The following is a 23,811-nucleotide window of genomic DNA, read 5'->3' as shown; positions in this document are numbered from 1 at the left end:
GCTCAGGCCGCCGCGATGACCAGCGAGACCACCGCGACCGCCAGGAACAGGCCGGCCAGCAGATAGGGGATGTTGCCCGGTCCCGACACCGGTCGGGGCCGGCTTTCCGTCATGCCCGCGACGGCCGCGCGGCCGAACGCGTAGGAGATGGAGCTCAGGCACAGTCCGAAGGCGAGCAGGACCGTGTTGGCCGAGTAGGGGGTGTGGTCGATGCCGGGCCACAGCGACAGGACCACAAGGGGTGCACCGATCAGGCCGATGCCTACGGCGAGCCAGCCCGCGTAGACCACACGCTTGCGCCGGCTGCCGGACAGGAGAGTTGAGGTGACGTCCACAGTTCTTCCATCTATACCAGCGTTTCCTCTTGGTCAGACGGCCGGGGTGGCCACCCGGTTGCCTGCCCGCCGCGGCGTTTTTCCTTGACCCGTCGGCACATCGGCGCACCACACTCCGTCACCCGGTCGGACGCGCCAGTCCGGAATCGCGCTGGCAGCACGATTCTCGCCACCGCCGTCGGCTACGCACCGTCGACAGGTTGCGGTCGCGCGGGCCGCTCGGCATCGTCGTACGGGTGCCCCGACTGCTGATCGTGCACCACACTCCGTCGCCGAATCTTCAGGCGATGTTCGAGGCGACTGTGGCCGGAGCCACAACGCCCGAGATCGAAGGGGTCGAGGTCGTCCGCAAACCGGCGCTCGCCACCGGCGCCGTCGACGTGCTCGAAGCCGACGGCTTCCTGCTCGGCACGCCGGCCTCGCTCGGCTACATGTCCGGCGCGCTGAAGGTGTTCTTCGACCTCGTCTACTACCCGTGCCTGGACGCCACACAAGGACGCCCGTACGGGTTGTACGTGCACGGCAACAGCGACATGTCGGGCGCCGTGCGCAGCGTGGAGAGCATCACCAAGGGCCTCGGTTGGAACCGGGTCACCGAACACGTGCTGGTCACCGCCACACCGTCGAAGGACGACCTGCAGGCGTGCTGGGAACTGGGGGCGACGGTGGCCGCCGGGCTGATGGCATGAAAAACCGCCGGCCTCGGATTTCCGAGGCCGGCGGTTTCGTCTAGATCACTTGCCGACCATGCGCAGCCCCGCCTCGGGGTAGCGCGCACCCGCGACGGCGTCGACCGGCACGGCGGCCTCGATGGCGGCGAGGTCGTCGGCGGTCAGCTCCAGCTGCGCCGCGGCGACGTTCTCCTCCAGGTACTTGCGGCGCTTCGTGCCCGGGATCGGCACCACGTCCTGCCCCCGGTGCTGCACCCAGGCCAGCGCCAGCTGCCCGGCGGTGACGCCGCGTGCGGCGGCGACAGCCTTCAGCGCCTCGACGATCGCCTGGTTCTTGGCGAGGTTCTCCTCGCTGAACCGAGGCTGCCCGGCGACGCGGAAGTCGTCCTCGCCGAAGCTGTCTGTCGAGGTGAAGCGGCCGGTGAGGAAGCCTCGGCCCAGCGGCGAGTACGCCACGACGCCGACGCCCAGCTCACGGCACACCGGGACGATCTCGTCCTCGATGTCCCGCGACCACAGCGACCACTCCGTCTGCAGTGCGGCGATCGGGTGCACGGCGTAGGCCCGCCGGATCGTCTCCGGACCGGCCTCCGACAGGCCCAAGTGCCGGACCTTGCCGGCCTGCACCAGCTCCGCCATCGCCCCGACCGTCTCCTCGATCGGCACGTTCGGGTCGACCCGGTGCTGGTAGTAGAGGTCGATGTGGTCGACACCGAGCCTGGCCAGCGACTTGTCGACGGCTTCGCGCACGTAGGCCGCGTCGCCGCGGACACCCCGCACGCTCGGGTCCTTCGGGTCACGGACGAAGCCGAACTTGGTGGCCAGCACCACCTGGTCGCGGCGGTCCCTGATGGCCCGCCCGACCAGCTCCTCGTTCGCGCCGATGCCGTACATGTCGGCGGTGTCGAGCAGCGTGACGCCCAGGTCGATCGCGCGGTGGATGGTCGCGATCGACTCCGCGTCGTCGCCCTGTCCGTAGAACTCGCTCATCCCCATGCAACCGAGGCCCTGTGCGGACACCTCGAGGTCGCCGAGCTTGCGCGATTCCATTTCTCTCCTTGTCAGCGTCCGACGTATTGCCGCATCGCGGGGTGGTACCGGTCGCCCGCCACCGAGTCGACCGGCGCGGCCGCGGCGATGGCCGCGAGGTCCTCGGCGGTCAGCTCCAGCTGCGCCGCGGCGACGTTCTCCTCCAGGTACTTGCGGCGCTTCGTGCCCGGGATCGGCACCACGTCGTCGCCTTGGTGCTGCACCCAGGCCAGGGCCAGCTGCCCGGCCGTCACGTCGCGCTGCGCCGCCAGCGAGTTGAGCCGGTCCACGATCGCGAGATTCTGGTTGAAGTTCTCCTCCGAGAACCGCGGCAGGCCGCGCCGCATGTCGTCCGCGCCGAGCTTGTCGTACGAGTTCAGGCTGCCGGTCAGGAAGCCGCGGCCCAGCGGCGAGAACGGCACGATGCCGATGCCCAGCTCGCGGCAGACCGGCAGGACCTCCGCCTCGATGTCCCTGGTCCACAGCGACCATTCGCTCTGCAGCGCGGTGATCGGGTGCACGGCGTGCGCGCGCCGGATCGACTCCGCGCCCGCCTCGGACAGGCCGAGGTAGCGGACCTTGCCGGCCTGCACCAGCTCGGCCATCGCCCCGACCGTCTCCTCGATCGGCACGTTCGGGTCGACTCGGTGCTGGTAGTAGAGGTCGATGTGGTCCACGCCGAGCCTGGCCAGCGACCGGTCCACCGCCTCGTGCACGTACGCCGCGTTGCCGCGGACCGCGAGCCCACCGCCGTCACCGGGCACGAACCCGAACTTGGTCGCGATCGTCACCTGGTCACGGCGTCCCTTGAGGGCCCGTCCGAGCAGTTCCTCGTTCGCGCCGGCGCCGTACACGTCGGCCGTGTCGAACAGGGTGACGCCCAGCTCGATCGCGCGGTGGATCGTCGCCACCGACTCCGTGTCGTCGCCCTGGCCGTAGGACTGGCTCATGCCCATGCAGCCGAGTCCCTGGGCACCGACCGGGAGCTCCCCCAGCCGCCTGGTCGGAACGGTCACGCGGACACCTCCTGCACCAGCGTCTCGCCGGCCATCTTGGCCTCGATCTCGGCATAGTTGGTGATCTTGTAATCAAGGATGGCCAGGCACGCCTGGAGTTCGGCGATGCGCTGCCGGACGTCGGTCCGGTGCTCGTGCAGCAACTGCTTGCGGCGGCCGGCGGTGGCCAGCCCCTTGTGCCGGAGCTGGGCATACTCACGCATCATCCGGATCGGCATGCCGGTCGTGCGCAGTTTGGTGAGGAACTCCAGCCATGAGAGGTCGTCGTCGGAGTACGAGCGGCGTCCCCCGGAGTCCCGGGCCGGCGGATCGACCAGCCCGATTCGTTCGTAGTAGCGGAGGGTGTCGATGGACAACCCGCTTCGTTCCGCTGCCTGGGCGATCGAGTATGTCACGACACCGACCGTAGAAGCTGGAGTGCACTCCAGGTCAAGCGCTACCAGTCCCCCGCCGAACCGCAAGCGTTTGTCCACACCCTGTCGAGTTATCCACAGGAAGATCGCTGACCAGCGGCTTCGTGACCTTGCCCCGGTAGAATGGTTGCGGGGCTGCCCCCAGGGAGCGGTGGGGGCTGCGGTGGGGCGGCCGGGAGCGGGCAGTCTTGAGCGTTGTGATCGATGAATTCGCGAAGGAGTATCTGCACGGCGACCTGAGAGAGGTTCGCGAGGTGATGCTCCACAAGCTCGAAGGGCTCGGCGAGTACGACATCCGCCGGCCACTGACCGGGACGGGGACGAACCTGCTCGGCCTGGTCAAGCACCTGACTCTGTCGGAGTCCCGGTACTTCGGCGAGGTGTTCGGCCGGCCGTTCCCGGAGCCGATGGCCCGGTGGGACGACCTCGGGCAGCGGGGCGCGGACATGTGGGCGACCGAGCACGAGACGCGAGGGGAGATCGTCGAGCGCTACCGCCGCGTGTGGGAGCACTCGGACGGGACGATCGAGGCGCTCGCCATCGACGCGCCCGGGCACGTGCCGTGGTGGCCGAGGCCCGACGTGATGTTGTTCAACGTCCTGGTCCACATGCTCACGGAGACGAGCCGGCACGCCGGACACGCGGACATCCTGCGCGAACAGCTCGACGGCGCGACGGGGACGAACGCCCAGCGCGATGAAGCGTTCTGGGAAGCGCGGCGCAAGGAGATCGAGCGGGCGGCGAAGGCAGCCGGCTGAGAACGGTCAGGTCTTGGGGACGGACCAGGCCTCGAAGCGGGCGGCCAGGTCGGTGACCTCGAGGCGGCCGTGGGCGACGGCGCGGACGACGCCGAGGGCCTCGTCCTCGTCGGCGTCGATCCACCAGCCGTTGATGTCGCACAGGGCGACTGCGGCGACCCAGCCGAGGCGCCAGTTGCCCTCGGCGAGGGGACGGGTGCGCACGATGGAATGGAGCACGGCGGCGGCCTTGAGCCAGAGGGTGGCGTACGCCTCGACGCCGAGCACGGTGGCGCGGGGCCGGTAGGCGGCGGAGTCGAGCAGGCCGAGGTCCCGCACCACGAGGTCGCCGCCGGTGACGGCGGTGGCCAGCACGAGGAGGTCGCCGGCGTCCAGGTAGTCGGTCAACTCAGGCGGAACCGAGCCGGTCGAGCAGCCCCTGGTACCGCGGCAGCACCCGACCCAGCACCTCGCCGAGCTGCTCCTCCTTCTGCAGCCGGGCCCAGCGCTCGGCCAGCGCGAGTCGCACGATCTCCTGCTTGGAGCGCCCCTCGGCGGCCGCCAGCTCGTCGAGCTGGCGGTTCTCCTCTTCGCTCAACCGCAGAGTCATCGCCACGCCGCCACGGTACCAATCTGGTATCAGACGGGTCCAGCGGTGGCCAGCCGCTTCCGAGAGTTGTTGCTGTCCTTGGTGATCTGCTCATGGGCGTACGCCTGGCCGAGCCCGAAGGCGGGCATGTTGGCGTAGACGGCCTCGGCCTGTCCGGGCCGCACGACGTAGGTCTCGTGCCACACGCCGACGGTCCCGTCGGCGCCGACGGCCCGGTTGTAGGCCTTCCACGCCTCCAGGTGCGGCGCGGACCTGGCCGAGGCGAAGTCGATCAGGTCGTCGGCGCTGCGCCAGTACGACACGAGGATGGTCGTCCGGCCGAACCAGGACTGCCCGCCGAGGAACCCCAGCTCGGGGTGCTTGCCCAGGTGCATGAGCATCCGCGGCATGGCCCGGACCACGGGCAGCCACTTGTCCACCCGCCACCACTTGTTGAACCGCATGCCGATCAGGAACACGACGCCGCCCTCTTCCGGCAGCCGAGCGGTCCAGCGTCCGTCGAACACCATCTCAGATCCCCTCCCCATGTTTCATGACGCCGTTATAAAACACCGTTTCGGTTATGCTCGTCAAGTGCCACGACCGAAGACCCACGACGAGGCCCTGCGCGGCCGACTGCTGACCTGCGCGGCGGAACTGATCTCCACGGACGGGGTGGACGCGCTCAGCCTGCGCAAGCTGGCGGCCGACGTGAGCACGTCGACGACGGCGGTGTACTCGCTGTTCGGCGGCAAGCCCGGCCTGATCAGAACCGTCTACCTGGAGGCGTTCGAGGGCTTCGCACGGCAGCTCAGGGCGGCCGCCTCCTCGGACGACCCGGCCGAGGACCTGGTCCAACTCGGCCTGGCGTATCGCGCCTACGCGCTGGCGCAGCCGCACCTGTACACGCTGCTGTTCACGGACGCGGCGCGTGCACACGTGCGCCAGGACGTGTTGCTGGCGGAGGTGTCGGGCAGCGCGTTCGAGATCCTCCACAACACCGTGTGTCGAGGCGTCGAGGCCGGCGTCTACGTCGACGAGTCGCCGGAAGTGATCGCGGTGGCGTCATGGGGCCTCGTGCACGGCCTGGTGTCGCTGGAACTCCAGCACAACCTGCCGCCACGGGAGCAGATGGACGTGGTCTACGAACGCGCGTTGCGGGGACACGTGGACGGCTGGCGCGCCAAGGACGCAACCTGAGCCGAGAACGAAACGAGACCCGGGGAAGTGGCCGCCACGTGACCTCCCCGGGCCTCGCACGGAAATAATGTGGTCCAGACCACCCTTAGTCAAGGTCTAGACCAGTGCGGACACTCGAAAAGACGCAGCCGGAAAACTGGCAACCGTTAGAAGTAAAGGTTTTCTCAGACGGAGCCGTACTGGCGGTCACCGGCATCGCCGAGGCCGGGCACGATGAAGCCGGACTCGTTGAGCCGCTCGTCGATGCTCGCGGTCACCACCCGCACCGGCAGCCCGGACTCCTCCAGCCGGCGAATGCCCTCCGGCGCGGCCAGCGCGCACACCGCCGTCACGTCGGTGGCGCCGCGCTCGGTGAGCAGGTTGATGGTGTGCACCATCGACCCGCCGGTGGCCAGCATCGGGTCGAGCACCAGCACCGGTCGCCCGGCCAGGCTCTCCGGCAGCGACTCCATGTACGGCGTGGGCTGCAGGGTGTGCTCGTCGCGGGCCAACCCGACAAAGCCCATCTGGGCGTCCGGAATGAGCTTGTGCGCCTGGTCGGCCATGCCCAGGCCGGCCCGCAGCACCGGCACCAGCAGCGGCGGGTTGCTCAGCCGGTAGCCGTCGGTGCGCGCGACGGGCGTGTGGATCCGCTCGGTGGCCACCGGGGCCTCCCGGGTCGCCTCGTAGACGAGCATCACAGTCAGCTCGTGCAGGGCGGCCCGGAACGCGGCGCTGTCGGTGCGCGCGTCCCGCATGGTGGTCAGGCGGGCCCTGGCCAGCGGGTGATCGACGACGAGGACGTCCATGGGCGGTCACGTTAGCCGCTGGATGTCCGGCTTCCGCGTGACAGGTCCCCCATCTGGTTGACAGTGCGCCGCCGGGTGTTTTAGATAGCCTCGCCTTACTTACAGGTAAGGCACGCCTGATCAGGAGAGTCGATGCTACCCACGTTCGTGATCGGACTGCGTGAGGGCCTGGAGGCCGCGCTGATCGTCGGGATCATCGCCGCGTTCCTGGCCCAGCAGGGCCGCCGGGACGCACTGCGGCAGGTCTGGATCGGCGTCAGCATCGCGGTGGCGCTCTGCATCGTGATCGGCGTCGGGCTGCGCCTGCTCTCCCAGGAGCTGCCGCAGCAGGGCCAGGAGGGCCTGGAGACCGTCGTCGGCGCGCTCGCCGTGGTCATGGTCACGTACATGGTGCTGTGGATGGCCAAGCACTCCCGCGGCCTGAAGAAGGAACTCGAGGGCGCCGCCGCGAGCGCGCTGGCCCAGGGTTCCACGATGGCGCTGGTCGTCATGGCGTTCCTGGCGGTGCTGCGCGAAGGCTTCGAGACCGCGGTGTTCCTGCTGGCGCTCACCCAGGCCAGCGGCAACGCCACGCTGTCGTTCCTCGGCGCCGTGCTGGGCATCCTGGCCGCCGCCGCCATCGGCTACGGCATCTACAAGGGCGGCGTCCGGCTCAACCTGAGCAAGTTCTTCCGCATCACGGGAATCGTGCTGGTGATCGTCGCCGCCGGCCTGGTGATGTCCACGCTGCACACGGCGTTCGAGGCGCACTGGATCTCGTTCGGCCAGCAGCGGGCGCTGAACCTGTCGTGGCTGGTGGTGCAGGGCACGCCGCTGTACTCGCTGTTCAGCGGGGTGCTGGGAATCCAGCCCTACCCGACGGTGATCGAGGTGACGGGCTGGCTGGTCTACGCCGTCCCGATGCTCGCCTACGTGTTGTGGCCGAGGACGGCCGCGAAGAAGAAGCTGATTGGAGCGACCAACCCGTGAGAACCACCATCGGCCTGACCGCGATCGCGGCCGCGGCGACCCTCGCCCTCACCGCGTGCGGGGGCAGCAGCGCCAGCGGGAACCCGCCGTCGAACGCGCCCGCCGGCGAAGGTGGCGACGTCACGGTGACGCTCACGGCGGACGGCTGCCAGCCGTCGCCGTCGTCGATCTCCAGCGGCGCGGTGAACTTCAAGGTGACCAACAAGGACGCGGCCGCGGTCACCGAGGCGGAGCTGATGTCCGGCGGCCAGATCCTGGGCGAGCAGGAGAACCTCACGCCCGGCCTGAGCGGCGGCTTCTCCCTGGAGCTGGCCAAGGGCGACTACCAGATGTACTGCCCGGGCGCGAAGCAGGACCACTGGGACTTCCACGTGACCGGCCAGGCCACCAAGTCGTGGAAGGACAACCCGGCGCTGGTCACGGCCACCACCGACTACGGCAAGTGGGTCGTGGACCAGGTCAACCAGCTCGTCACGGGCACCAAGGCGTTCGCGGACGCGGTGAAGGCCGGCGACATGGCCAAGGCGAGCGTCGCCTACGGCCAGGCGCGCGTGTTCTACGAGAAGGTGGAGCCGGTCGCGGAGGTCTGGGGCGACCTCGACAAGAACATCGACGGCCGCGCCGACGACTTCGACAACCCCGGTGACTTCAAGGGTTTCCACCGGATCGAGCAGGCCATCTTCGAGGCCAAGAAGCTGGACGGCATGGGCCCGGTGGCCGACGAGCTGGTCACCAACGTGACCAAGCTGCAGCAGCTGGTGGCCAAGGCGACCTTCCAGCCGGCCGAGATCGCCAACGGCGCCACCGAGCTCGTCAACGAGATCCAGAAGTCCAAGGTCACCGGCGAGGAGGAGCGGTACTCGCACATCGACCTGCTGGACTTCAGGGGCAACCTGGACGGCTCGATGCAGGCGTTCACCGTGCTGCTGCCGGCGCTGCAGAAGAGCGCGCCGGACGTGGCCAAGGCGGTCCAGGACCAGAACGCGGCCGTGGAGGCGGCGTTGAAGCCGTACCAGCAGAGCCCCGGCTACCTCGACACCGGTTTCGTGGACTACTCGACCGTGACCAAGGATCAGCAGAAGACGTTGTCCCAGGCCGTGAACGCGTTGGGAGAGGCGATGTCCCGGGTGGCCGCGAAGGTGACGCAGTGACGCCGGGGCTGTCCCGCCGCCGGATGCTCTCCGGGCTGGGGGCGATCGGCATCGGCGGCCTGGTCGCGGCCGACGCGACGGCGACCGTCGCCAGCGCCGCCAACGCCACCCAGATCGTGCCGTTCCGGGCCGAGCACCAGGCCGGAATCATCACGCCGCAACAGGATCGGCTGACGTTCGCGGCGTTCGACGTGGTCACCAAGGACCGCAACGAACTCGTCGCGCTGCTCAAGACGTGGACGGACGCGGCGGAGTCGATGACCAAGGGGCACCTGGTGCCCGGCGGTGCGGCGGACCTGCAGGCGCCGCCGGCCGACACCGGCGAGGCCGACGGCCTCAAGCCCGGCAACCTGACCGTGACGATCGGCTTCGGGCCGTCGCTGTTCGACGACCGGTTCGGGCTGGCGGCGAAGAAGCCGGCCGCGCTGGCGCCGCTGCCGAAGCTCGTGCCGGAGGACCTGGATCCCGCCTACACCAACGGGGATCTGTGCATCCAGGCGTGCGCGGACGACCCGCAGGTGACCTTCCACGCGGTGCGCAACCTGGCCCGGCTCGGCGCCGGAATCGTTGTGCTGCGGTGGATGCAGCTCGGCTTCGGCCGCACGGCGTCGACGTCGAGCGCGCAGGCGACGCCGCGGAACCTGATGGGGTTCAAGGACGGCACCCGCAACCTGCGCGCGGAGCAGACCGACCTGATCGACCAGAACGTGTGGGTCGGCGCCGAGACCGACCAGCCGTGGCTGCGCGGCGGCAGCTACCTGGTGGCGCGGCGGATCCGGATGTACATCGAGACCTGGGACCGGGACTACCTGGCGGACCAGCAGAACGTGTTCGGCCGCTACAAGACCAGCGGCGCGCCGCTGGGCGGCTCCGACGAGTTCGACACGCCGAACCTGGGCAGCAGCGACATCCCCGACGACGCCCACATCCGGCTCGCCTCGCCCGAACACAACGGCGGCATTCACCTGCTGCGCCGGGGTTACTCGTTCACCGACGGCATCGACTCCACCGGGAACCTGTTGGGCGGCCTGTTCTTCATCGCGTTCATGAAGGACCCCAAGCAGTTCGTGACCGTGCAGAAGGCGCTGGCCGGCGACGCGCTCAACGAGTACATCCAGCACATCGGCAGCGGGCTGTTCGCGTGCCCGCCAGGTGTCACGCCCGGACAGTTCTGGGGCCAGGGCCTGTTCACGTAGCGTTCACGGGGCCGGCGGCGATGTTCCCTTCGTCGGAAACGGTCACGGATGGCGGTGCGGCATGGCGGATTCGGGATGCGTCGCGGTGCCGTGCCGGTGCTGGGCGTGCACGCTGCGCCGGCTCCGGCGGCCGGTGCCGAGCCGGCCGCCGGGAGGGCCTGCGCGGCGGTAGCCCGGGGTTCTACGCTGCTCCCCGTGAGCGAGCAGCCTGACCCCATGTCCATGCGGGCCTCGGACGCCGACCGTGAGCGGGTCGCGCAGGTGCTGCACAAGGCGATGGCCGACGGCCGGCTGACCGTGAGCGAACTGGACGAGCGGCTGGCGGGGCTGTACCAGACGAAGACCTTCGGCGAGCTGGTGCCGTTCACCCGCGACCTGCCGGACGCGCAGACGCCGATGCCGATGGTGCCGGCGGTGCCCGCGGCCGGTCAGGTGGCGCCGATGGTCGGCGGCGCGGGGACGTCCACGAACTCCGTGGCGATCATGAGCCAGAGCGTGCGCAGCGGCGAGTGGGTGGTGCCGCCCCAGTACACCGCGACGGCGTTTTGGGGCGAGGTGAAGCTGGACCTGCGGGACGCCGGTTTCGAGGCCGGCGAGTGCACGATCACCGCCACCGCGATCATGGGCAGTGTCCGGATCATCGTGCCGCCGGAGCTGACCGTGCGCATCGACGGCGTCGGGATCATGGGTGAGTTCGAGCGCGGCGCCGACGGCCAGGGCGCTCCGGGATCGCCCGTGCTGCGCATCACCGGCCTGGCGCTGATGGGCGCGGTCGAGGTCCGCCGCAAGTCGCGGAAGGCCGACCGCCGCCAACTGGGTCGCTGAACCCCGGCGAGTCACGCTCTCCGGCACACCGAATGCAGGAATCCGGCACGCCCTGTCCCTCGTTGGCGGGACAGGCCGGGGTTTCACCCGCCTGGTCGGCGATCGCGGATCTAACCTGTGGCGAACATCGGGTCAACTCCAGGAGTCGTCATGGTGAACGTGGTGGCTTTGACGCTGGATGACGGCGACCACGTGCTGGTCGAGGTGGACGGCGGCCTCGACCGCTCGGGCTCCCTCGTCACCGAGGCCGGCGGCGCGCTGCGCGAGGCGGTGGAGAAGGTCCGGCCGACACTGCAGGCGGCGCTGGCGAACCTGCGCAACGGCGCCGAACCCCCGAGCGACGTGACCATCCAGTTCGGATTCATGGTCACGGGCGGCACGGCGTCGGAGGCGCGCTGCACCATCACGGCGAACTGGGTCGCCTGAGCGCGGCTCTGCCCGAAACCGGATTTCGGTGTGCCGGTGCTTGTGCCGTGCGTTCCGCACGGGGCGAGGTCGCTCCTAAGCCGGCCTCTTCCCTTGGCTCTGCTCGATCGATGGAAAGACTCGATCGAGCAGAGCCCGCGGTCCAGAGGCCGGCGCGACCTCGCGCGTGACTCGCGGGGGTTAGACGGCTGGGCGGTAGGGGGTGGCGGCCAGTTGGGCCTCGATGAGGTCCAGGAACGCGTCGACCTCGTCCTGGTCGTAGCCCTCCCCCTCGATGAGCGCCTCGCCGAAGGTCACGTCCCGGACCTGGGCGGCGGTGAGGTGGCCGCGGCCGCGCAGCGTCGCCTCCACCTTGTCGAGGAAGTGGTCGACCTCGTCCTCGTCGTAGCCGCGCTCGCCGGGGCGGGCGGTGTGGAAGCCGACGGACACGATGTCGTCGGCGGTGAGGACGCGCGGCCGGCCGCCCAGCCGCTCCAGCACCTTGGCGACGATGAGCAGGAACGCGTCCACGCCGTCCTCGTTGTAGCCGTCGGCGCCGGCGGCGGCCCGCCTGAACCGCACGCTGCGCACCTCCTCGACGCTGAGCCGGCCGGTGCCGTGCAGCGCGTTCACGACCCGGTCCAGGAACGCGTCGACCTCGGCCATGTCGTAGCCGCAGCCCAGCGCCTCGGCCGCCAGCGCGAGGAACTGGTCCACCTCGTAGTCGAAGTAGCCCTCCTCGCCGGCCGGCGGCTTGTGGAACTTGACCTTGTTCACGTCCTGGCCGGTGAGCGTGTCCTCGCCGCGCAGCGTCGCCTCGATGCGGTCGACGAAGTCGTCCACCTCGCCCGGGTGGTAGGCCCGGCGCCCGGGCGGGGGCGGGTTGAAGACGACCTCATGCACCTCGTCGGGGGTCAATGTCACGGCGGCCTCCTCACGTCACAGGAGACATACGCACGCGGACGCCACTTAGACTCGATCCCATGTCAGCCCCTTCTACGACAGAGTTGTCGGAGGTCACGCGCGACGACGCGTCCTTGCGACGCTTCCTGCACGGACTGCCCGGGGTCGACCAGGTCGGCGTCGAACAGCGCGCGGCCGGCCTCGGCACGCGGAGCATCAAGAAGGCCTCGAAACTGTGGGCCATCGACACCGCGATCTCCATGGTCGACCTGACCACGCTGGAGGGCGCCGACACGCCCGGCAAGGTCCGCACGCTGGCCGCCAAGGCCCGCCGGCCCGACCCCGAGTACGCGGACGTGCCGCACGTCGGCGCGGTCTGCGTGTATCCCGACCTGGTGGCCACCGCGGTGGCCGGCGTCGGCGACAGCGGGGTGGGCGTGGCCAGCGTGGCCACCGCGTTCCCGTCCGGCCGGTCCAACCTGGCGGTCAAGCTGGCCGACACCAAGCTGGCGGTCGAGGCCGGCGCCACCGAGGTCGACATGGTGATCGACCGGGGCGCCTTCCTGTCCGGCCGCTACGGCCAGGTGTACGAGGAGATCGTCGCGGTCAAGCAGGCCTGCGGGGACGCGCATCTCAAGGTGATCCTGGAGACCGGCGAGCTCTCGACGTACGACAACGTGCGCCGGGCCTCCTGGCTGGCGCTGCTGGCCGGCGGCGACTTCATCAAGACCTCGACCGGCAAGGTCTCCCCCGCCGCCACACTGCCCGTCACGCACGTGATGCTGCAGGCGGTGCGCGACTGGCGGGACCGCACCGGCCAACTGCGCGGCGTGAAGCCCGCGGGCGGCATCCGCACGACCAAGGACGCGATCCGCTACCTGGTCGCGGTGCGCGAGGTCGCCGGCGAGGAGTGGCTGACCCCGACGCTGTTCCGATTCGGCGCGTCCAGCCTGCTCAACGACCTGTTGATGCAGCGGCGCACCCAGCTGGAGGGCCACTACAGCGGCCCGGACTACGTGACGGTGGACTGAGATGAGCAACTGGGAGTACGCGCCCGCGCCCGAGTCGCGGGACATCGCGAACCTGAAGCCGGCCTACCGCATGTTCGTCGACGGCAAGTTCGTCGAGGGCTCCGGCGAGCCGCTGAAGACGGTCAACCCGGCGACCGAGGAGGTGCTGGCCGAGGTCAGCACGGCGTCGCCGGCGGACGTGGACACCGCGGTCAAGGCCGCGCGCCGCGCCTACGACCGGGTCTGGGGCCGGATGCCCGGCGCCGAGCGGGCCAAGTACATCTTCCGCATCGCCCGGCTGATCCAGGAGCGCGCCCGCGAGCTGGCCGTGCTGGAGAGCCTGGACAACGGCAAGCCGATCAAGGAGTCGCGCGACGTCGACGTGCCGACGGCCGCGGCGCACTTCTTCTACCACGCGGGCTGGGCCGACAAGCTCGGCTACGCCGGCTTCGGGCCGGACCCGCGGCCGCTGGGCGTCGCCGGCCAGGTGATCCCGTGGAACTTCCCGCTGCTGATGGCGGCCTGGAAGATCGCGCCGGCGCTGGCCTGCGGCAACACCGTGGTGCTCAAGCCGGCCGAGACGACGCCGCTGACCGCGCTGGTGCTGGCCGAGATCTGCCAGCAGGCCGAGCTGCCGCCGGGCGTGGTCAACATCCTGCCCGGGGCGGGCGACGTGGGCTCGGAGCTGGTCAACCACACCGGCATCGACAAGGTGGCGTTCACCGGCTCCACCGAGGTCGGCAAGCTGATCCAGCGCTCGCTGGCCGGCTCCGGCAAGAAGATCACGCTGGAGCTGGGCGGCAAGGCCGCCAACATCGTCTTCGACGACGCGCCGCTGGACCAGGCCGTCGAGGGCATCGTGAACGGCATCTTCTTCAACCAGGGGCACGTCTGCTGCGCCGGCTCCCGGCTGCTGGTGCAGGAATCGATCGCCGACGAGCTGCTGGACAAGCTGCGCTACCGGGTCTCGACGCTGCGCGTCGGCGACTCGCTGGACAAGAACACCGACGTCGGCGCGATCAACTCCCGGGCCCAGCTGGAGAAGATCCAGGAGCTGGCCGCCGCCGGCGACGCCGAGGGCGCGCAGCGCTGGACCAGTCCCGCGCCGGTGCCGGAGAAGGGCTTCTTCTTCGCCCCCACCGTGTTCTCCGACGTGCAGCAGTCCATGCGGATCGCCCGTGAGGAGATCTTCGGGCCGGTGCTGTCGGTGCTCACCTTCCGCACCCCCGACGAGGCCGTGGCCAAGGCGAACAACACGCCGTACGGGCTGTCCGCGGGCATCTGGACCGAGAAGGGGTCCCGGATCCTGTGGGCGGCGCAGCGGATGCGGGCCGGCGTGGTGTGGGCCAACACGTTCAACCGTTTCGACCCGACCGCGCCGTTCGGCGGCTACCAGGAGTCGGGCTTCGGCCGCGAGGGCGGCCGCGCCGGGCTGGAGGCGTACCTCGATGTCTGACCGCATTTCCGTCGCCAAGACGTACAAGCTCTACATCGGCGGCGCGTTCCCCCGCTCCGAGTCCGGCCGGTCCTACCCGGTGAACGACTCGCGCGGCGGCTTCCTGGCCAACGCCGCGCAGGGCTCCCGCAAGGACGCCCGGGACGCGGTGGCCGCCGCCCGCAAGGCGTTCCCCGGCTGGTCCGGGGCGACGGCGTACAACCGGGGGCAGGTGCTGTACCGGGTCGCCGAGCTGTTGGAGGGGCGACGCGAACAGTTCGTCGCCGAGGTCGCCGCCAGCGAGGGCACCAAGCGCGGCGAGGCCATCGTGGACGCCGCCATCGACCGCTGGGTCTGGTACGCCGGCTGGACCGACAAGATCGCCAGCGTGTTCGGCGCCGCCAACCCCGTCGCCGGGCCGTACTTCTCGTTCAGCGTGCCCGAGCCCACCGGCGTCGTCGCCGTGCTCGCGCCGCAGGCGTCGTCCCTGCTCGGGCTGGTCAGCGTGGTCGCGCCGGTGATCGCCGCCGGCAACACCTGCGTCGTCGTGGCCAGCCAGGACCGGCCGCTGCCGGCGATCACCCTGTCCGAGGTGCTCGCCACCTCGGACGTGCCCGGTGGTGTCGTCAACGTACTCACCGGCCGCACCGCCGAGATCGCGCCGTGGCTGGCCGCGCACGCCGACGTCAACGCTCTCGACCTGACCGGCGCCCCGGACGCCATCAAGGCCGACCTGGAGCGGGCCGCCGCCGGCACCGTGAAGCGGCTCGTCCGCGCCGGCCGGGGCGAGCCGGACTGGGCGCGGGAGCCGGACGTCAGCCGGATGCGGGCCGTGCTGGAGACCAAGACCGTCTGGCACCCGATGGGTGTGTGATCTTCTGGACGAATGATGGGCCCGGTCGGTATTCGGCCGGGCCCATCGGCGTATTCAGAGGCGTTCGATGATCGTCGCGTTGGCCAGGCCGCCGGCCTCGCACATGGTCTGCAGGCCGTAGCGGCCGCCGGTCTGCTCGAGGACGCCGAGCAGGGTGGTCATCAGCCGGGCGCCGCTGGCGCCCAGGGGATGGCCGATGGCGGTGGCGCCGCCGTTGACGTTGACCCTGCTCAGGTCGGCGCCGGTCTCGGCCTGCCACGCGAGGACGACGCTGGCGAAGGCCTCGTTGACCTCGAAGGCGTCGATGTCGGCGAGGGTGAGGCCGGCGCGGTCGAGCACCTTGCGGGTGGCGGGGATGACGCCGGTGAGCATGTACAGCGGGTCGTCGCCGACGACGGCGAAGGAGTGCAGCCGGGCCCGGGGCTTGAGGCCGAGCCGGGCGGCGGTCTCGCTGCTGGTGATGAGCACGGCGGCCGAGCCGTCGTTGATCGGGCTGGAGTTGCCGGCGGTGACGCGCCAGTCCAGGTCGGGGAAGCGCTGCTGCCAGAAGTCCGACCTGAACGCGGGCTTGAGACCGGCCAGCACCTCGACAGTGGTGCCGGGGCGTACGGACTCGTCCCCGTTGACCTCGACGGCATCCACCTTGAGCGGCGCGACCTCGGCGGCGAACCGGCCCTCGGCCCACGCGGTGGCGGCCCGCCGGTGGCTCTCGGCGGCGAAGGCGTCCAACTGCTCCCGCGAGAGGTTCCAGCGCCGGGCGATGAGCTCGGCGCTGATGCCCTGCGGCACGAGGCCCTCGGGGTAGCGGGCGGCGACCCCGGGGCCGAGGAAGTCCTTGCCGACGGTCTGGCTGCCGATCGGGATCCGGCTCATGGACTCGATGCCGGAGGCGATCACCACGTCGTACGCGCCGGCGATGACGCCCTGCGCGGCGAAGTGGATGGCCTGCTGGCTGCTGCCGCACTGCCGGTCGACGGTCACGGCCGGCACGGACTCGGGCAGCCCGGCCGACAGCGCCGCCCAGCGGGCGGTGTTGCCGCTCTGCTCCCCGATCTGGCCGACGGCGCCGCTGATCACGTCGTCGACGACGGCCGGGTCGATGCCGGTGCGCTCGATCAGCGACCGGATGGCGTGCGCGTGCAGGTCGACGGGGTGCACCCCGGACAGCGCGCCGCCCGGCTTGCCCTTGCCGATCGGTGTCCGTACCGCGTCGACGATGACGGCGTCCCTCATGACTCCTCCTCAGCCCGCATTAACCTGCTGAGTTGGATTTTACGACTCACTACCGATACAGAAGATGCCGAGGGTGAGCGGTGTCACCCACGGCCGCGGCGTACAGGGAGCGCAAAACGGCCGCCCGCGGGAGTCCCGCGGGCGGCCGTCAGCGATGCTCGATCAGGCGCCCTCGGCGGCCAGGTCGATGCCGTCGATGTCCACCTTCTCGCCCTTGTTGGCGATGGCGTTCTTCGGGGCGCGGGCCCGGCGCTGCGGCCGCGGCAGCGCGGTGGGCGGCGGGGGCGGGGTGGGCGCGCCGCCGCCGAGGATGAGCTCGGCGAAGGTGGCCATGGCCTCGTCCAGCTGGCTGGCGTTGCGCCGCTCGGACTCCTCGTTGGCGCCGCGCACCAGGGACACCAGCCGCTCGGCGTCGGGGCGGGCGGACAGGGTGCCGTGAACATCCTGCAGGCCGCTGGTGACGGTGCCGGCCAGGTCGCCGATGCGCTCGCCGACACCGGCGCCGACGGCGTCGACCCGGGTGTCGATCTCGTCCAGGCGAGTGGAGACCTGCTCCAGGCGGCGGGCCAGGGCCTCGAGGCGGTCGGTCGGGTCGACGGCCGGGCGGGACATGAGGTCGTCCAGCTTGGCGTGCACGGAGTCGTGCGTGGCGCTGATCCGGTCGTTGACGGTGCCGTGCACCTCGGCCAGCTTGCTCTCCAGGACGGCCCGCGCGTCGCCGACGCTGCTCTCCAGCGCGGCACGGGAGTCGCCGATGCCGGTCCGGATGCCGTCGCCGGTCTCGGCGACGGAGCGCTGCAGCGCCTCCTTGGTGCCGTCGAGGTGCTCGTGCACACCCTCGTCGACCTCGTCGATACGGCTGCGCAGCGCGGTCTCCAACGCCTCCAGGCGCTCCCGGATCGGGGCGTGCAGCACGCCGGGCAGCGCGTCGGCCTTGCTGTCCTGCTTGTCCAGGTGGCCGTCGACGTCGTCGAGGCGCTTGTGGATGTGGGTCAGCTTGTCCTCGAGGCCGTCCATCCGGCCGGCGACGCCCTCGAAGCGCCCACCGACGCCGTCGAGGCGGCCGTCCAGCTGCGCGAACGGCTTGGCCAGCTTGTCGACAACGCCCTCGAGAGCGCGGCCGAGCTCGGCGATGGCGCCGTCCTGCGCCTCCAGCTTGGCCAGCGCCTCGTCGAGGCGCTCGGCCAGCACGCTGACCTCGGTGCGGTCGGGCAGCTCCGACAGCCGCTTGCGAACGGAACCCAGCGATTCGAGCGGGGACATCCGCGCATGGATCTCGTCGAGGGCGTCGAAGATCTGCTGCTGTTCGCTCTCACGGATCTCCGCGGCGCGCGTGAGCATGTTGCGCATCCGATCGAAGGACATCGTGGAGTTGTTGTTCTCGTTCACGGCTGGGGCCTTCGTCCATGGGGATGGGGAGACTCAGCGACTCTAGCCAGCTACTCACGGCGACACGAACCGGCCCCACGGATCTTGACGAAGACGTGCCCGTATTTGCGTCGTTCGGAGCACGCCGCGAGCCTCGTGGGACCTAGTCGATCTTCATTCGGTTGCTGACTGAAACCAAAAATCCCCTGTATGAGTGATGCCATACCCCGACCTGGTGGCACACCGTGGCCGAGATACCACTCGTCAGCGGCGGCCGCCATACGAGAGGGTGGATTTCACCGGCACGGTTAACACCGTCCATGATCATACCGCCCCAAGATCGCTCGAGCGAGGACCGCGCCCGCGCGGAGGTACCGTGTCGTAATGCCTACGCCGATGACCCCCGAGGCGATCCGCCGCGCCCCCAAGGTGCTCCTGCACGACCACCTGGACGGCGGGTTGCGGCCGAAGACCGTGATCGAACTGGCCGACACGATCGGCTACCGGGAGCTGCCCACGACCGACCCCGACGCGCTGGGCACCTGGTTCCGCGACGCGGCCGACTCCGGCTCGCTCGTCCGCTACCTGGAGACCTTCGCCCACACCTGCGGGGTGATGCAGTCCGAGCAGGCCCTGGTCCGGGTCGCCGCCGAGGCGGCCGAGGACCTGGCCGCCGACGGCGTGGTCTACGCCGAGGTCCGCTACGCCCCCGAGCTGTTCGAGCCCAGCGGCCTGTCGCTGGAGCAGGTCGTCGAGGCCGTGCAGGAGGGCTTCCGGCTGGGCGAGCGCAACACCGGCAACAAGATCCGGATCGGCACGCTGCTGTGCGCGATGCGGCAGAACGAGGGCTGGCTGCGGATCGCCGAGCTGGCCGTGCGCTACCGCGACGCCGGCGTCGTCGGCTTCGACATCGCCGGGCCCGAGGCCGGCTTCCCGCCCACCCGCGGCCTGGACGCGTTCGAGTACCTGCGCCAGCAGAACGCCCACTTCACCATTCACGCCGGCGAGGCGTTCGGGCTGCCGTCGATCTGGGAGGCCATCCAGCACTGCGGCACCGACCGGCTCGGCCACGGCGTCCGCATCGTGGACGACGTGACCCGGGACGCCGACGGATCCGTCCACATCGGACGGCTGGCCGGCTTCGTCCGGGACAAGCGCATCCCGCTGGAGATGTGCCCGTCCTCCAACGTGCAGACCGGCGCGGCCAAGTCGATCGCCGAGCACCCCATCGGGCTGCTGACCGACCTGCGGTTCCGGGTCACCGTCAACACCGACAACCGGCTGATGAGCGGCTGCACCATGTCCAGCGAGTTCGCCGCGCTGGTGGAGGCCTTCGGCTACGGCTGGGCGGACCTGCAGTGGTTCACCGTCAACGCGATGAAGTCGGCGTTCATCGGCTTCGACGAGCGGCTGGCGCTGATCAACGAGGTGATCAAGCCCGGCTACGCCGAGCTGCTGGCCTGATTCCAGGATCCGGGAATTCGTTGCCGTAGCCGAAGTATCGCGACTAGCGTCCAACATGTAGGCGGTGGTGTCCACATGTTGGGAGGCGGTCGGTGGCCGAGAACCCGCGCCGGTGGCTGATCCTGGGCCTCGGGCTGTCCGCCCAGGCGTCGGCGTGCACCTTCCTGTACGGCCTCCCGTTCCTCGTGCCGGACATCCGGGCCGCCGAGGGACTGTCGCTGGCGCAGGTCGGTGTGATGGTGTCGGCGCCGACGGTGGGCCTGCTGCTGACGCTGATCGCCTGGGGCGCGGCGGCGGACCGGTACGGCGAGCGGATCGTGATGGCGCTCGGGTTGGGGGCGGCCGGCCTGCTGCTGGCCGCGGGCAGCCTCGGCACGCACGACGTCACGCTGCTGGCGGTGCTGCTGCTGGTTGCCGGCGCCGCGAGCGCGTCGGTGAACGCCGCCAGCGGGCGGGTCGTGATGGGCTGGTTCGGGCCGCGCGAGCGGGGCCTGGCCATGGGCATCCGTCAGACGGCACAGCCGGTAGGCGTCGGCATCGCCGCGCTGACACTGCCGTTTCTGGGGCAGGCCTTCGGTTACCGGGCGGCGCTGCTGTTCCCGGCCGGGCTCTGCGTTCTGCTGGCGATTCTCGTCGCCGTGCTCGTGCAGGATCCGCCGCGGCCGCCGCGCAAGGAGACGGAACGGACGCGGTCGCCGTACCTCGGGTCGTCCGCGCTGTGGCGGCTGCACGGTGCGAGCAGCCTGCTGGTGGTGCCGCAGTTCGTGATCTCCGCATTCAGCCTGGAGTACCTCGTCAGCGTGCAGCACTGGACGCCCGGCGGCGCGGGTGTGTTCCTCGGCGTGGTGCAGGCAGCCGGTGCGGCGGGGCGGATCGTCACCGGGCGGTGGGCTGACCTGGTCGGCAGTCGGCTGCGGCCGATGCGGCAACTCGCGGTGGCCAGCACGCTCGTGATGCTGCTGCTGGCATTGGGCGACCGGGTGGCGCCGTGGCTGGCGGTCGCGGTCATCGCCATCGGGGCGGTGATCACCGTGGCGGACAACGGTTTGGGCTTCACGGCGACCGCCGAGCTGGCCGGCACGGCGTGGTCCGGACGGGCGTTGGGGGCGCAGAACACCGCCCAGAACATCGCCGCCGCGCTGACGCCGCCGCTGCTCGGGGCCCTGGTCGGCGCCTTCGGCTATGCGACGGCGTTCGCGGTCGGTGCGGCGTTCCCCCTGCTGGCGATCATCGCCACGCCGGTGGCCGCCGAGGACGCCCACCGCGAGGCCACAGAGCTCACGGCGGGCAGCAAATAGAGAAGGGTCGTCAACACAGAAGAGTGCGAGGCCCCGCCGGTGCTTCGTCCGGTTGGCGGATTTCGACCGCCGCCACCAAACGCGCCCCCCACCCAAGCCGACGCGGCGGGCGAAATCCGGCAAGGGCGAGGCATCGGCCCCCGAAGGGGCCGAGCCGCGACGCCGAAGGCGGCGCTAATGAGTCCTGAAGCGGTTCTCCAAGGTTTCGACCAGGCCCTTCCAGGCCTCGACCTCGGCGTTGAAGGGGGCGCTCGGCGCCAGGCGGGTCGGGTCGGGGCGCACGACGAAGGAGACCAGCCAGCCCAGGCTCTCGGACTGGGCCAGGGCCTCGCTCACGGAGTCGTCGCCGGCCCAGGCCGCGGCGTCCTCCAGCAGCTCGACGGCCAGGTCCAGCTGCACCGGGTCCATCGAGTCGGGGCCTTCGGCGATGTCCTCGGCGATGCCGTTGAGCACGTAGACGTTGTCGTCGTGCACCTCGACCTCGAGCTCGCCGGCGGTGGCCTTGGTGGCGACCTCGTCCCAGGTGGCGACCTCGGTGATGTCGTTGCCGGCCAGCTCGTTGCCGGTGTTCACCAGGAACCGGCCGAGCGCCTTGGCCGAGGTGAAGACGTCGATCTCGCCGGAGGAGCCGAGGAACACCGGCTCGTCGTCGACGTAGCAGCGCAGCGTGTAGTACTCGTTGTCACCGAGGATGATCTTGATCGGGTCGATGCCGACCTCGCCCCAGAAGCCCAGGTCCTCCGGCTCGTCGTGGGGCTCACGCTCGGCGGCGTCCTCGTCGGCCTCGGTCTCCTCGGCCAGCTGCGCCTCGGCGTCGGCCAGCTCCTTCTCGGCCTCGGCCAGTGCCTTCTCGTCGACGTCGGGCACGGTGACGATCGCGTCGATCGCGTCCAGCACCTCGTCCCAGCGGTCGACGACGACCTTGGCCAGCTCGGTCCAGCGGCGCTCGCCGTCCCGGCCGGTGAACGGGAAGGTGCCCTGCGGCAGCAGCGCGAAGCCGTCCACCGAGTCGAGCACCTCGTTGACCTTGTCCAGCTCGCACACGTCGGCCAGCGAGCGCAGGATCGACACCACGTCGGCGAGCTCGCCGATGGTCCAGGTGTCGGGGTCCTCCGAGACCAGCTCGGGCACGCCGACGAGGTCGAACTGGTGGTTCTCGTCCGGCACCAGCTCGACGGCCGACAGCGCGGGCAGCACGTGCCACGCGGGGTGGTCGGTCAGGTCGTGCTCGGTGACGGTGCGCACGAAGGCGGCCAGCCGCGCGGCGTCCGGGAAGGCGTAGAGGTCCTCCTCGTGCCCGAGGAACGCCTCCCACTCCTCGCCCTCCTCGCGCCAGCGCGGCGCCCACAACGTGATCAGGTCGCCCTGGGGGAGCCCGAGCTCGATCGGGACGATGTCCTGAGCCATCTGGAGACCTCCCGGTCACGGCCAGCGCTGTCTGCGGGAACGGGGCAGAGCCTACGTGGTCGCCGGATCATCACAGTTGACTAGGGGGTCTTCTCCCACACGGTGAGGTCGAAGGTGAGCTGTCCGCCGACCGCGGGATGGAACACGACCAGCGCGAACCGGCCTTGAGGACTGGTCGTGCAGTACGCCCCACCGGCCAGGATCTGGTCCAGATCCAGCAGCGGCGTGTACGCGGTGGCGGCCACGCAGTCGGCGTAGCCGGCGTTCGGCTGCGCCGGCGCGAAGCCGCGGCCGGAGGCCAGCACGGTGTCCTGGGTGTCGAACCGGAGGTCGGTGACGTAGGCGGGATCGTTGTTCTGGACCACGTCCCAGTTGGGCTGGGTGCTGTCCAGGTTCACGCCGTAGCCGACGTTGAGCACGATCGGTGTGCCGGCCGGCGTCGCGTTGCGGATGGTGCCGGCGCCGATGGCGGTCGTCGTGGTGACGGTGGTCGTGTCGGTGGTGGTAGTGGTCGTCGCGTCCGTGGTGGTGGTGGTGGTCGTCGGCGGCGCGGACGTCGTGGTCGGTGCGATGGTCGACGGCTGCGCGGCCTGTTCGGACTGTGCGGTGTGCAGGCCGAGCAGGTAGCCGCCCATCACCGCGGCGGCCAGCAGCGCGATCACCAGCACGACCAGGAAGGCGATCATCGGCCCGCGGTCCGGGCGTCCGGGCGGGCGGCCGTCGTCCGGGGGCGCCCACATCGTCTCGGTGTCCGACACGACAGCCTCCCTCGCACGCGTCCGGGCAGGTTAACGCGTTGCGCCCGATGCCGTCAGCCGGAGACGGGATTCGCCTGATCGTCCTCCGATGAGCGGTACCGGCACCGCCGTTCTTACTCGATCATGAACGGATGGCAGTGGCCGACGCGTGGGGTCGGATCGTGCGCTGGCTGTCCTTCTACGCACCGTCGACGGGGTCGGTGCTGCGCACGATGGCGGACCGGGAAGATGTCGTGATCCTGGAGCAGGAGATCGGTGTCGAGCTGCCCGACGACCTGCACGAGTGGTGGTCGGTGTGCGGTGGCACCGGGAATTCGGCGTTCGCCGAGATCATCCCGCCCTTCTACACACCGCACGGCCCGCAGGGCGCAATGGACGCGTTCCGCGTGCAGCGCAAGCTATGGGCCGACGCCTGGGACACGCCGGAATGCGGCCCCGAGGCGGGGTCGGCCGGCAACAGCTACCACCCGCTCTGGGTTCCGTTCGCATTCGACGGCCTCGGCGACGCGCTCGTGGTCGACCTGCGGCCAGGCCCGCAGCGCGGCTGCGTGCTGGAGTGGGACCACGAGCGGGCCGAGGCGCACGGGCCGGAATGGCGCAGCATCACGGAGATGCTGGAGCAGATCGCCACCGCGCTGGAGGAGCGGTCGAAGGTGCGGCACTGCCGCCCCGAGACCACCACCGACGGCCGCATCGACTGGCGGACGAGCTAGCAGTACCTGTGCCGCGCGGGGCGA

27 protein-coding genes are annotated in these 23,811 nt (G+C 70.5%); 14 read left to right on the top strand and 13 right to left on the bottom strand.

Annotated features, from left to right (window positions below; all coding sequences use genetic code 11):
* Nucleotides 1–2: 2 nt before the first annotated feature.
* Nucleotides 3–335, bottom strand: a complete 333-nt coding sequence (locus tag BJ998_RS23220; RefSeq protein ID WP_184864787.1) for a hypothetical protein — start codon at nt 333–335, stop codon at nt 3–5.
* Between the two features lie 236 nt (nt 336–571).
* Between BJ998_RS23220 and BJ998_RS23215 the strand changes: the two genes are divergently transcribed.
* Nucleotides 572–1,024, top strand: coding sequence for a flavodoxin family protein (locus tag BJ998_RS23215; protein WP_184864785.1), 453 nt, complete (start codon nt 572–574; stop codon nt 1,022–1,024).
* Between the two features lie 45 nt (nt 1,025–1,069).
* Here the strand turns inward: BJ998_RS23215 and BJ998_RS23210 are convergent, their stop codons facing one another.
* Genes BJ998_RS23210 through BJ998_RS23200 form a run of 3 tightly spaced genes read right to left on the bottom strand, consistent with a single transcriptional unit; the run spans nt 1,070 to nt 3,446 of the window.
* A complete protein-coding gene (locus BJ998_RS23210) occupies nt 1,070–2,056 on the bottom strand; it encodes an aldo/keto reductase (RefSeq protein ID WP_184864783.1) in 987 nt (328 codons plus the stop codon).
* Between the two features lie 11 nt (nt 2,057–2,067).
* Nucleotides 2,068–2,991: an aldo/keto reductase gene (locus tag BJ998_RS23205; RefSeq protein WP_184868873.1), complete on the bottom strand. Its 924-nt coding sequence runs from the start codon at nt 2,989–2,991 to the stop codon at nt 2,068–2,070.
* Nucleotides 2,992–3,047: 56 nt separating this feature from the next.
* Nucleotides 3,048–3,446: a MerR family transcriptional regulator gene (locus BJ998_RS23200; protein WP_184864781.1), complete on the bottom strand. Its 399-nt coding sequence runs from the start codon at nt 3,444–3,446 to the stop codon at nt 3,048–3,050.
* Nucleotides 3,447–3,661: 215 nt separating this feature from the next.
* Here BJ998_RS23200 and BJ998_RS23195 point away from each other — a divergent pair, with 215 nt between their 5' ends.
* Complete coding sequence (locus BJ998_RS23195) at nt 3,662–4,222, top strand: DinB family protein (RefSeq protein WP_184868872.1); 561 nt, start codon at nt 3,662–3,664, stop codon at nt 4,220–4,222.
* A gap of 6 nt (nt 4,223–4,228) precedes the next feature.
* On the opposite strand, the gene BJ998_RS23190 is transcribed toward BJ998_RS23195, so the two are convergent.
* From BJ998_RS23190 to BJ998_RS23180, 3 genes are read right to left on the bottom strand one after another with little or no spacing between them, the layout of a single operon-like run.
* Entirely contained in the window at nt 4,229–4,609 is a 381-nt protein-coding gene (locus tag BJ998_RS23190) for a type II toxin-antitoxin system death-on-curing family toxin (protein ID WP_184864779.1), read from the bottom strand.
* A gap of 1 nt (nt 4,610) precedes the next feature.
* Nucleotides 4,611–4,817, bottom strand: coding sequence for a ribbon-helix-helix protein, CopG family (locus BJ998_RS23185; RefSeq protein WP_184864777.1), 207 nt, complete (start codon nt 4,815–4,817; stop codon nt 4,611–4,613).
* A gap of 23 nt (nt 4,818–4,840) precedes the next feature.
* Entirely contained in the window at nt 4,841–5,320 is a 480-nt protein-coding gene (locus tag BJ998_RS23180) for a DUF4188 domain-containing protein (protein ID WP_184864775.1), read from the bottom strand.
* A 64-nt stretch (nt 5,321–5,384) separates the two neighbouring features.
* Between BJ998_RS23180 and BJ998_RS23175 the strand changes: the two genes are divergently transcribed.
* A complete protein-coding gene (locus BJ998_RS23175) occupies nt 5,385–5,990 on the top strand; it encodes a TetR/AcrR family transcriptional regulator (RefSeq protein ID WP_184864773.1) in 606 nt (201 codons plus the stop codon).
* Between the two features lie 164 nt (nt 5,991–6,154).
* Here BJ998_RS23175 and upp read toward each other — a convergent pair whose 3' ends face one another.
* Nucleotides 6,155–6,778: a uracil phosphoribosyltransferase gene (gene upp, locus BJ998_RS23170; protein ID WP_184864772.1), complete on the bottom strand. Its 624-nt coding sequence runs from the start codon at nt 6,776–6,778 to the stop codon at nt 6,155–6,157.
* Between the two features lie 132 nt (nt 6,779–6,910).
* On the opposite strand from upp, the gene efeU reads away from it, so the two are divergent.
* The 5 genes from efeU to BJ998_RS23145 all read left to right on the top strand — a co-directional run bounded on the left by efeU (nt 6,911) and on the right by BJ998_RS23145 (nt 11,345).
* Nucleotides 6,911–7,747: an iron uptake transporter permease EfeU gene (efeU, locus tag BJ998_RS23165; protein WP_184864770.1), complete on the top strand. Its 837-nt coding sequence runs from the start codon at nt 6,911–6,913 to the stop codon at nt 7,745–7,747.
* Nucleotides 7,744–8,898, top strand: a complete 1,155-nt coding sequence (gene efeO / locus BJ998_RS23160; RefSeq protein ID WP_184864768.1) for an iron uptake system protein EfeO — start codon at nt 7,744–7,746, stop codon at nt 8,896–8,898. Before efeU ends, efeO begins: the two co-directional genes overlap by 4 nt.
* Complete coding sequence (efeB, locus tag BJ998_RS23155; protein WP_312890288.1) at nt 8,895–10,094, top strand: iron uptake transporter deferrochelatase/peroxidase subunit; 1,200 nt, start codon at nt 8,895–8,897, stop codon at nt 10,092–10,094. The genes efeO and efeB overlap by 4 nt, the downstream gene beginning before the upstream one ends.
* 195 nt (nt 10,095–10,289) lie before the next feature.
* On the top strand, nt 10,290–10,919 hold the full coding sequence (locus tag BJ998_RS23150; RefSeq protein WP_184864766.1) for a DUF1707 SHOCT-like domain-containing protein: 630 nt from the start codon (nt 10,290–10,292) through the stop codon (nt 10,917–10,919).
* Between the two features lie 150 nt (nt 10,920–11,069).
* Nucleotides 11,070–11,345, top strand: a complete 276-nt coding sequence (locus tag BJ998_RS23145; RefSeq protein ID WP_184864764.1) for a CU044_2847 family protein — start codon at nt 11,070–11,072, stop codon at nt 11,343–11,345.
* A gap of 180 nt (nt 11,346–11,525) precedes the next feature.
* Here BJ998_RS23145 and BJ998_RS46620 read toward each other — a convergent pair whose 3' ends face one another.
* A complete protein-coding gene (locus tag BJ998_RS46620; protein WP_221338095.1) occupies nt 11,526–12,248 on the bottom strand; it encodes a DivIVA domain-containing protein in 723 nt (240 codons plus the stop codon).
* A gap of 59 nt (nt 12,249–12,307) precedes the next feature.
* Here BJ998_RS46620 and deoC point away from each other — a divergent pair, with 59 nt between their 5' ends.
* The 3 genes from deoC to BJ998_RS23115 are packed head-to-tail and all read left to right on the top strand — an operon-like array spanning nt 12,308 to nt 15,546.
* A complete protein-coding gene (gene deoC, locus BJ998_RS23125) occupies nt 12,308–13,258 on the top strand; it encodes a deoxyribose-phosphate aldolase (protein ID WP_184864762.1) in 951 nt (316 codons plus the stop codon).
* A 1-nt stretch (nt 13,259) separates the two neighbouring features.
* A complete protein-coding gene (locus BJ998_RS23120; RefSeq protein ID WP_184864760.1) occupies nt 13,260–14,693 on the top strand; it encodes an aldehyde dehydrogenase family protein in 1,434 nt (477 codons plus the stop codon).
* Complete coding sequence (locus tag BJ998_RS23115; RefSeq protein ID WP_184864758.1) at nt 14,686–15,546, top strand: aldehyde dehydrogenase family protein; 861 nt, start codon at nt 14,686–14,688, stop codon at nt 15,544–15,546. Before BJ998_RS23120 ends, BJ998_RS23115 begins: the two co-directional genes overlap by 8 nt.
* A gap of 54 nt (nt 15,547–15,600) precedes the next feature.
* On the opposite strand, the gene BJ998_RS23110 is transcribed toward BJ998_RS23115, so the two are convergent.
* Both BJ998_RS23110 and BJ998_RS23105 read right to left on the bottom strand, forming a co-directional pair.
* Nucleotides 15,601–16,779, bottom strand: a complete 1,179-nt coding sequence (locus tag BJ998_RS23110) for a thiolase family protein (RefSeq protein WP_184864756.1) — start codon at nt 16,777–16,779, stop codon at nt 15,601–15,603.
* A gap of 162 nt (nt 16,780–16,941) precedes the next feature.
* Nucleotides 16,942–18,168 (bottom strand): hypothetical protein, encoded by a 1,227-nt coding sequence (locus BJ998_RS23105; RefSeq protein WP_376775892.1) that lies wholly within the window; start codon nt 18,166–18,168, stop codon nt 16,942–16,944.
* A 363-nt stretch (nt 18,169–18,531) separates the two neighbouring features.
* Between BJ998_RS23105 and BJ998_RS23100 the strand changes: the two genes are divergently transcribed.
* Together BJ998_RS23100 and BJ998_RS23095 are read left to right on the top strand one after the other, a co-directional pair.
* On the top strand, nt 18,532–19,611 hold the full coding sequence (locus BJ998_RS23100) for an adenosine deaminase (RefSeq protein ID WP_184864754.1): 1,080 nt from the start codon (nt 18,532–18,534) through the stop codon (nt 19,609–19,611).
* Between the two features lie 92 nt (nt 19,612–19,703).
* The gene (locus tag BJ998_RS23095) at nt 19,704–20,909 is read left to right on the top strand and encodes an MFS transporter (protein WP_184864751.1); all 1,206 of its coding nucleotides are present in this window, start codon (nt 19,704–19,706) and stop codon (nt 20,907–20,909) included.
* A gap of 174 nt (nt 20,910–21,083) precedes the next feature.
* Here BJ998_RS23095 and BJ998_RS23090 read toward each other — a convergent pair whose 3' ends face one another.
* Entirely contained in the window at nt 21,084–22,316 is a 1,233-nt protein-coding gene (locus BJ998_RS23090; RefSeq protein WP_184864749.1) for a SatS C-terminal domain-containing protein, read from the bottom strand.
* An 80-nt stretch (nt 22,317–22,396) separates the two neighbouring features.
* Complete coding sequence (locus BJ998_RS23085) at nt 22,397–23,074, bottom strand: hypothetical protein (protein WP_184864747.1); 678 nt, start codon at nt 23,072–23,074, stop codon at nt 22,397–22,399.
* A gap of 131 nt (nt 23,075–23,205) precedes the next feature.
* Here BJ998_RS23085 and BJ998_RS23080 point away from each other — a divergent pair, with 131 nt between their 5' ends.
* Nucleotides 23,206–23,787, top strand: a complete 582-nt coding sequence (locus BJ998_RS23080) for an SMI1/KNR4 family protein (RefSeq protein WP_184864745.1) — start codon at nt 23,206–23,208, stop codon at nt 23,785–23,787.
* The last annotated feature ends 24 nt before the right edge of the window (nt 23,788–23,811 follow it).

This window comes from Kutzneria kofuensis (assembly GCF_014203355.1).
Taxonomy (GTDB): Bacteria; Actinomycetota; Actinomycetes; order Mycobacteriales; family Pseudonocardiaceae; genus Kutzneria; species Kutzneria kofuensis.
Note: the sequence above shows the minus strand (reverse complement) of the source record. Positions and strands in the feature narration are given on the sequence as shown.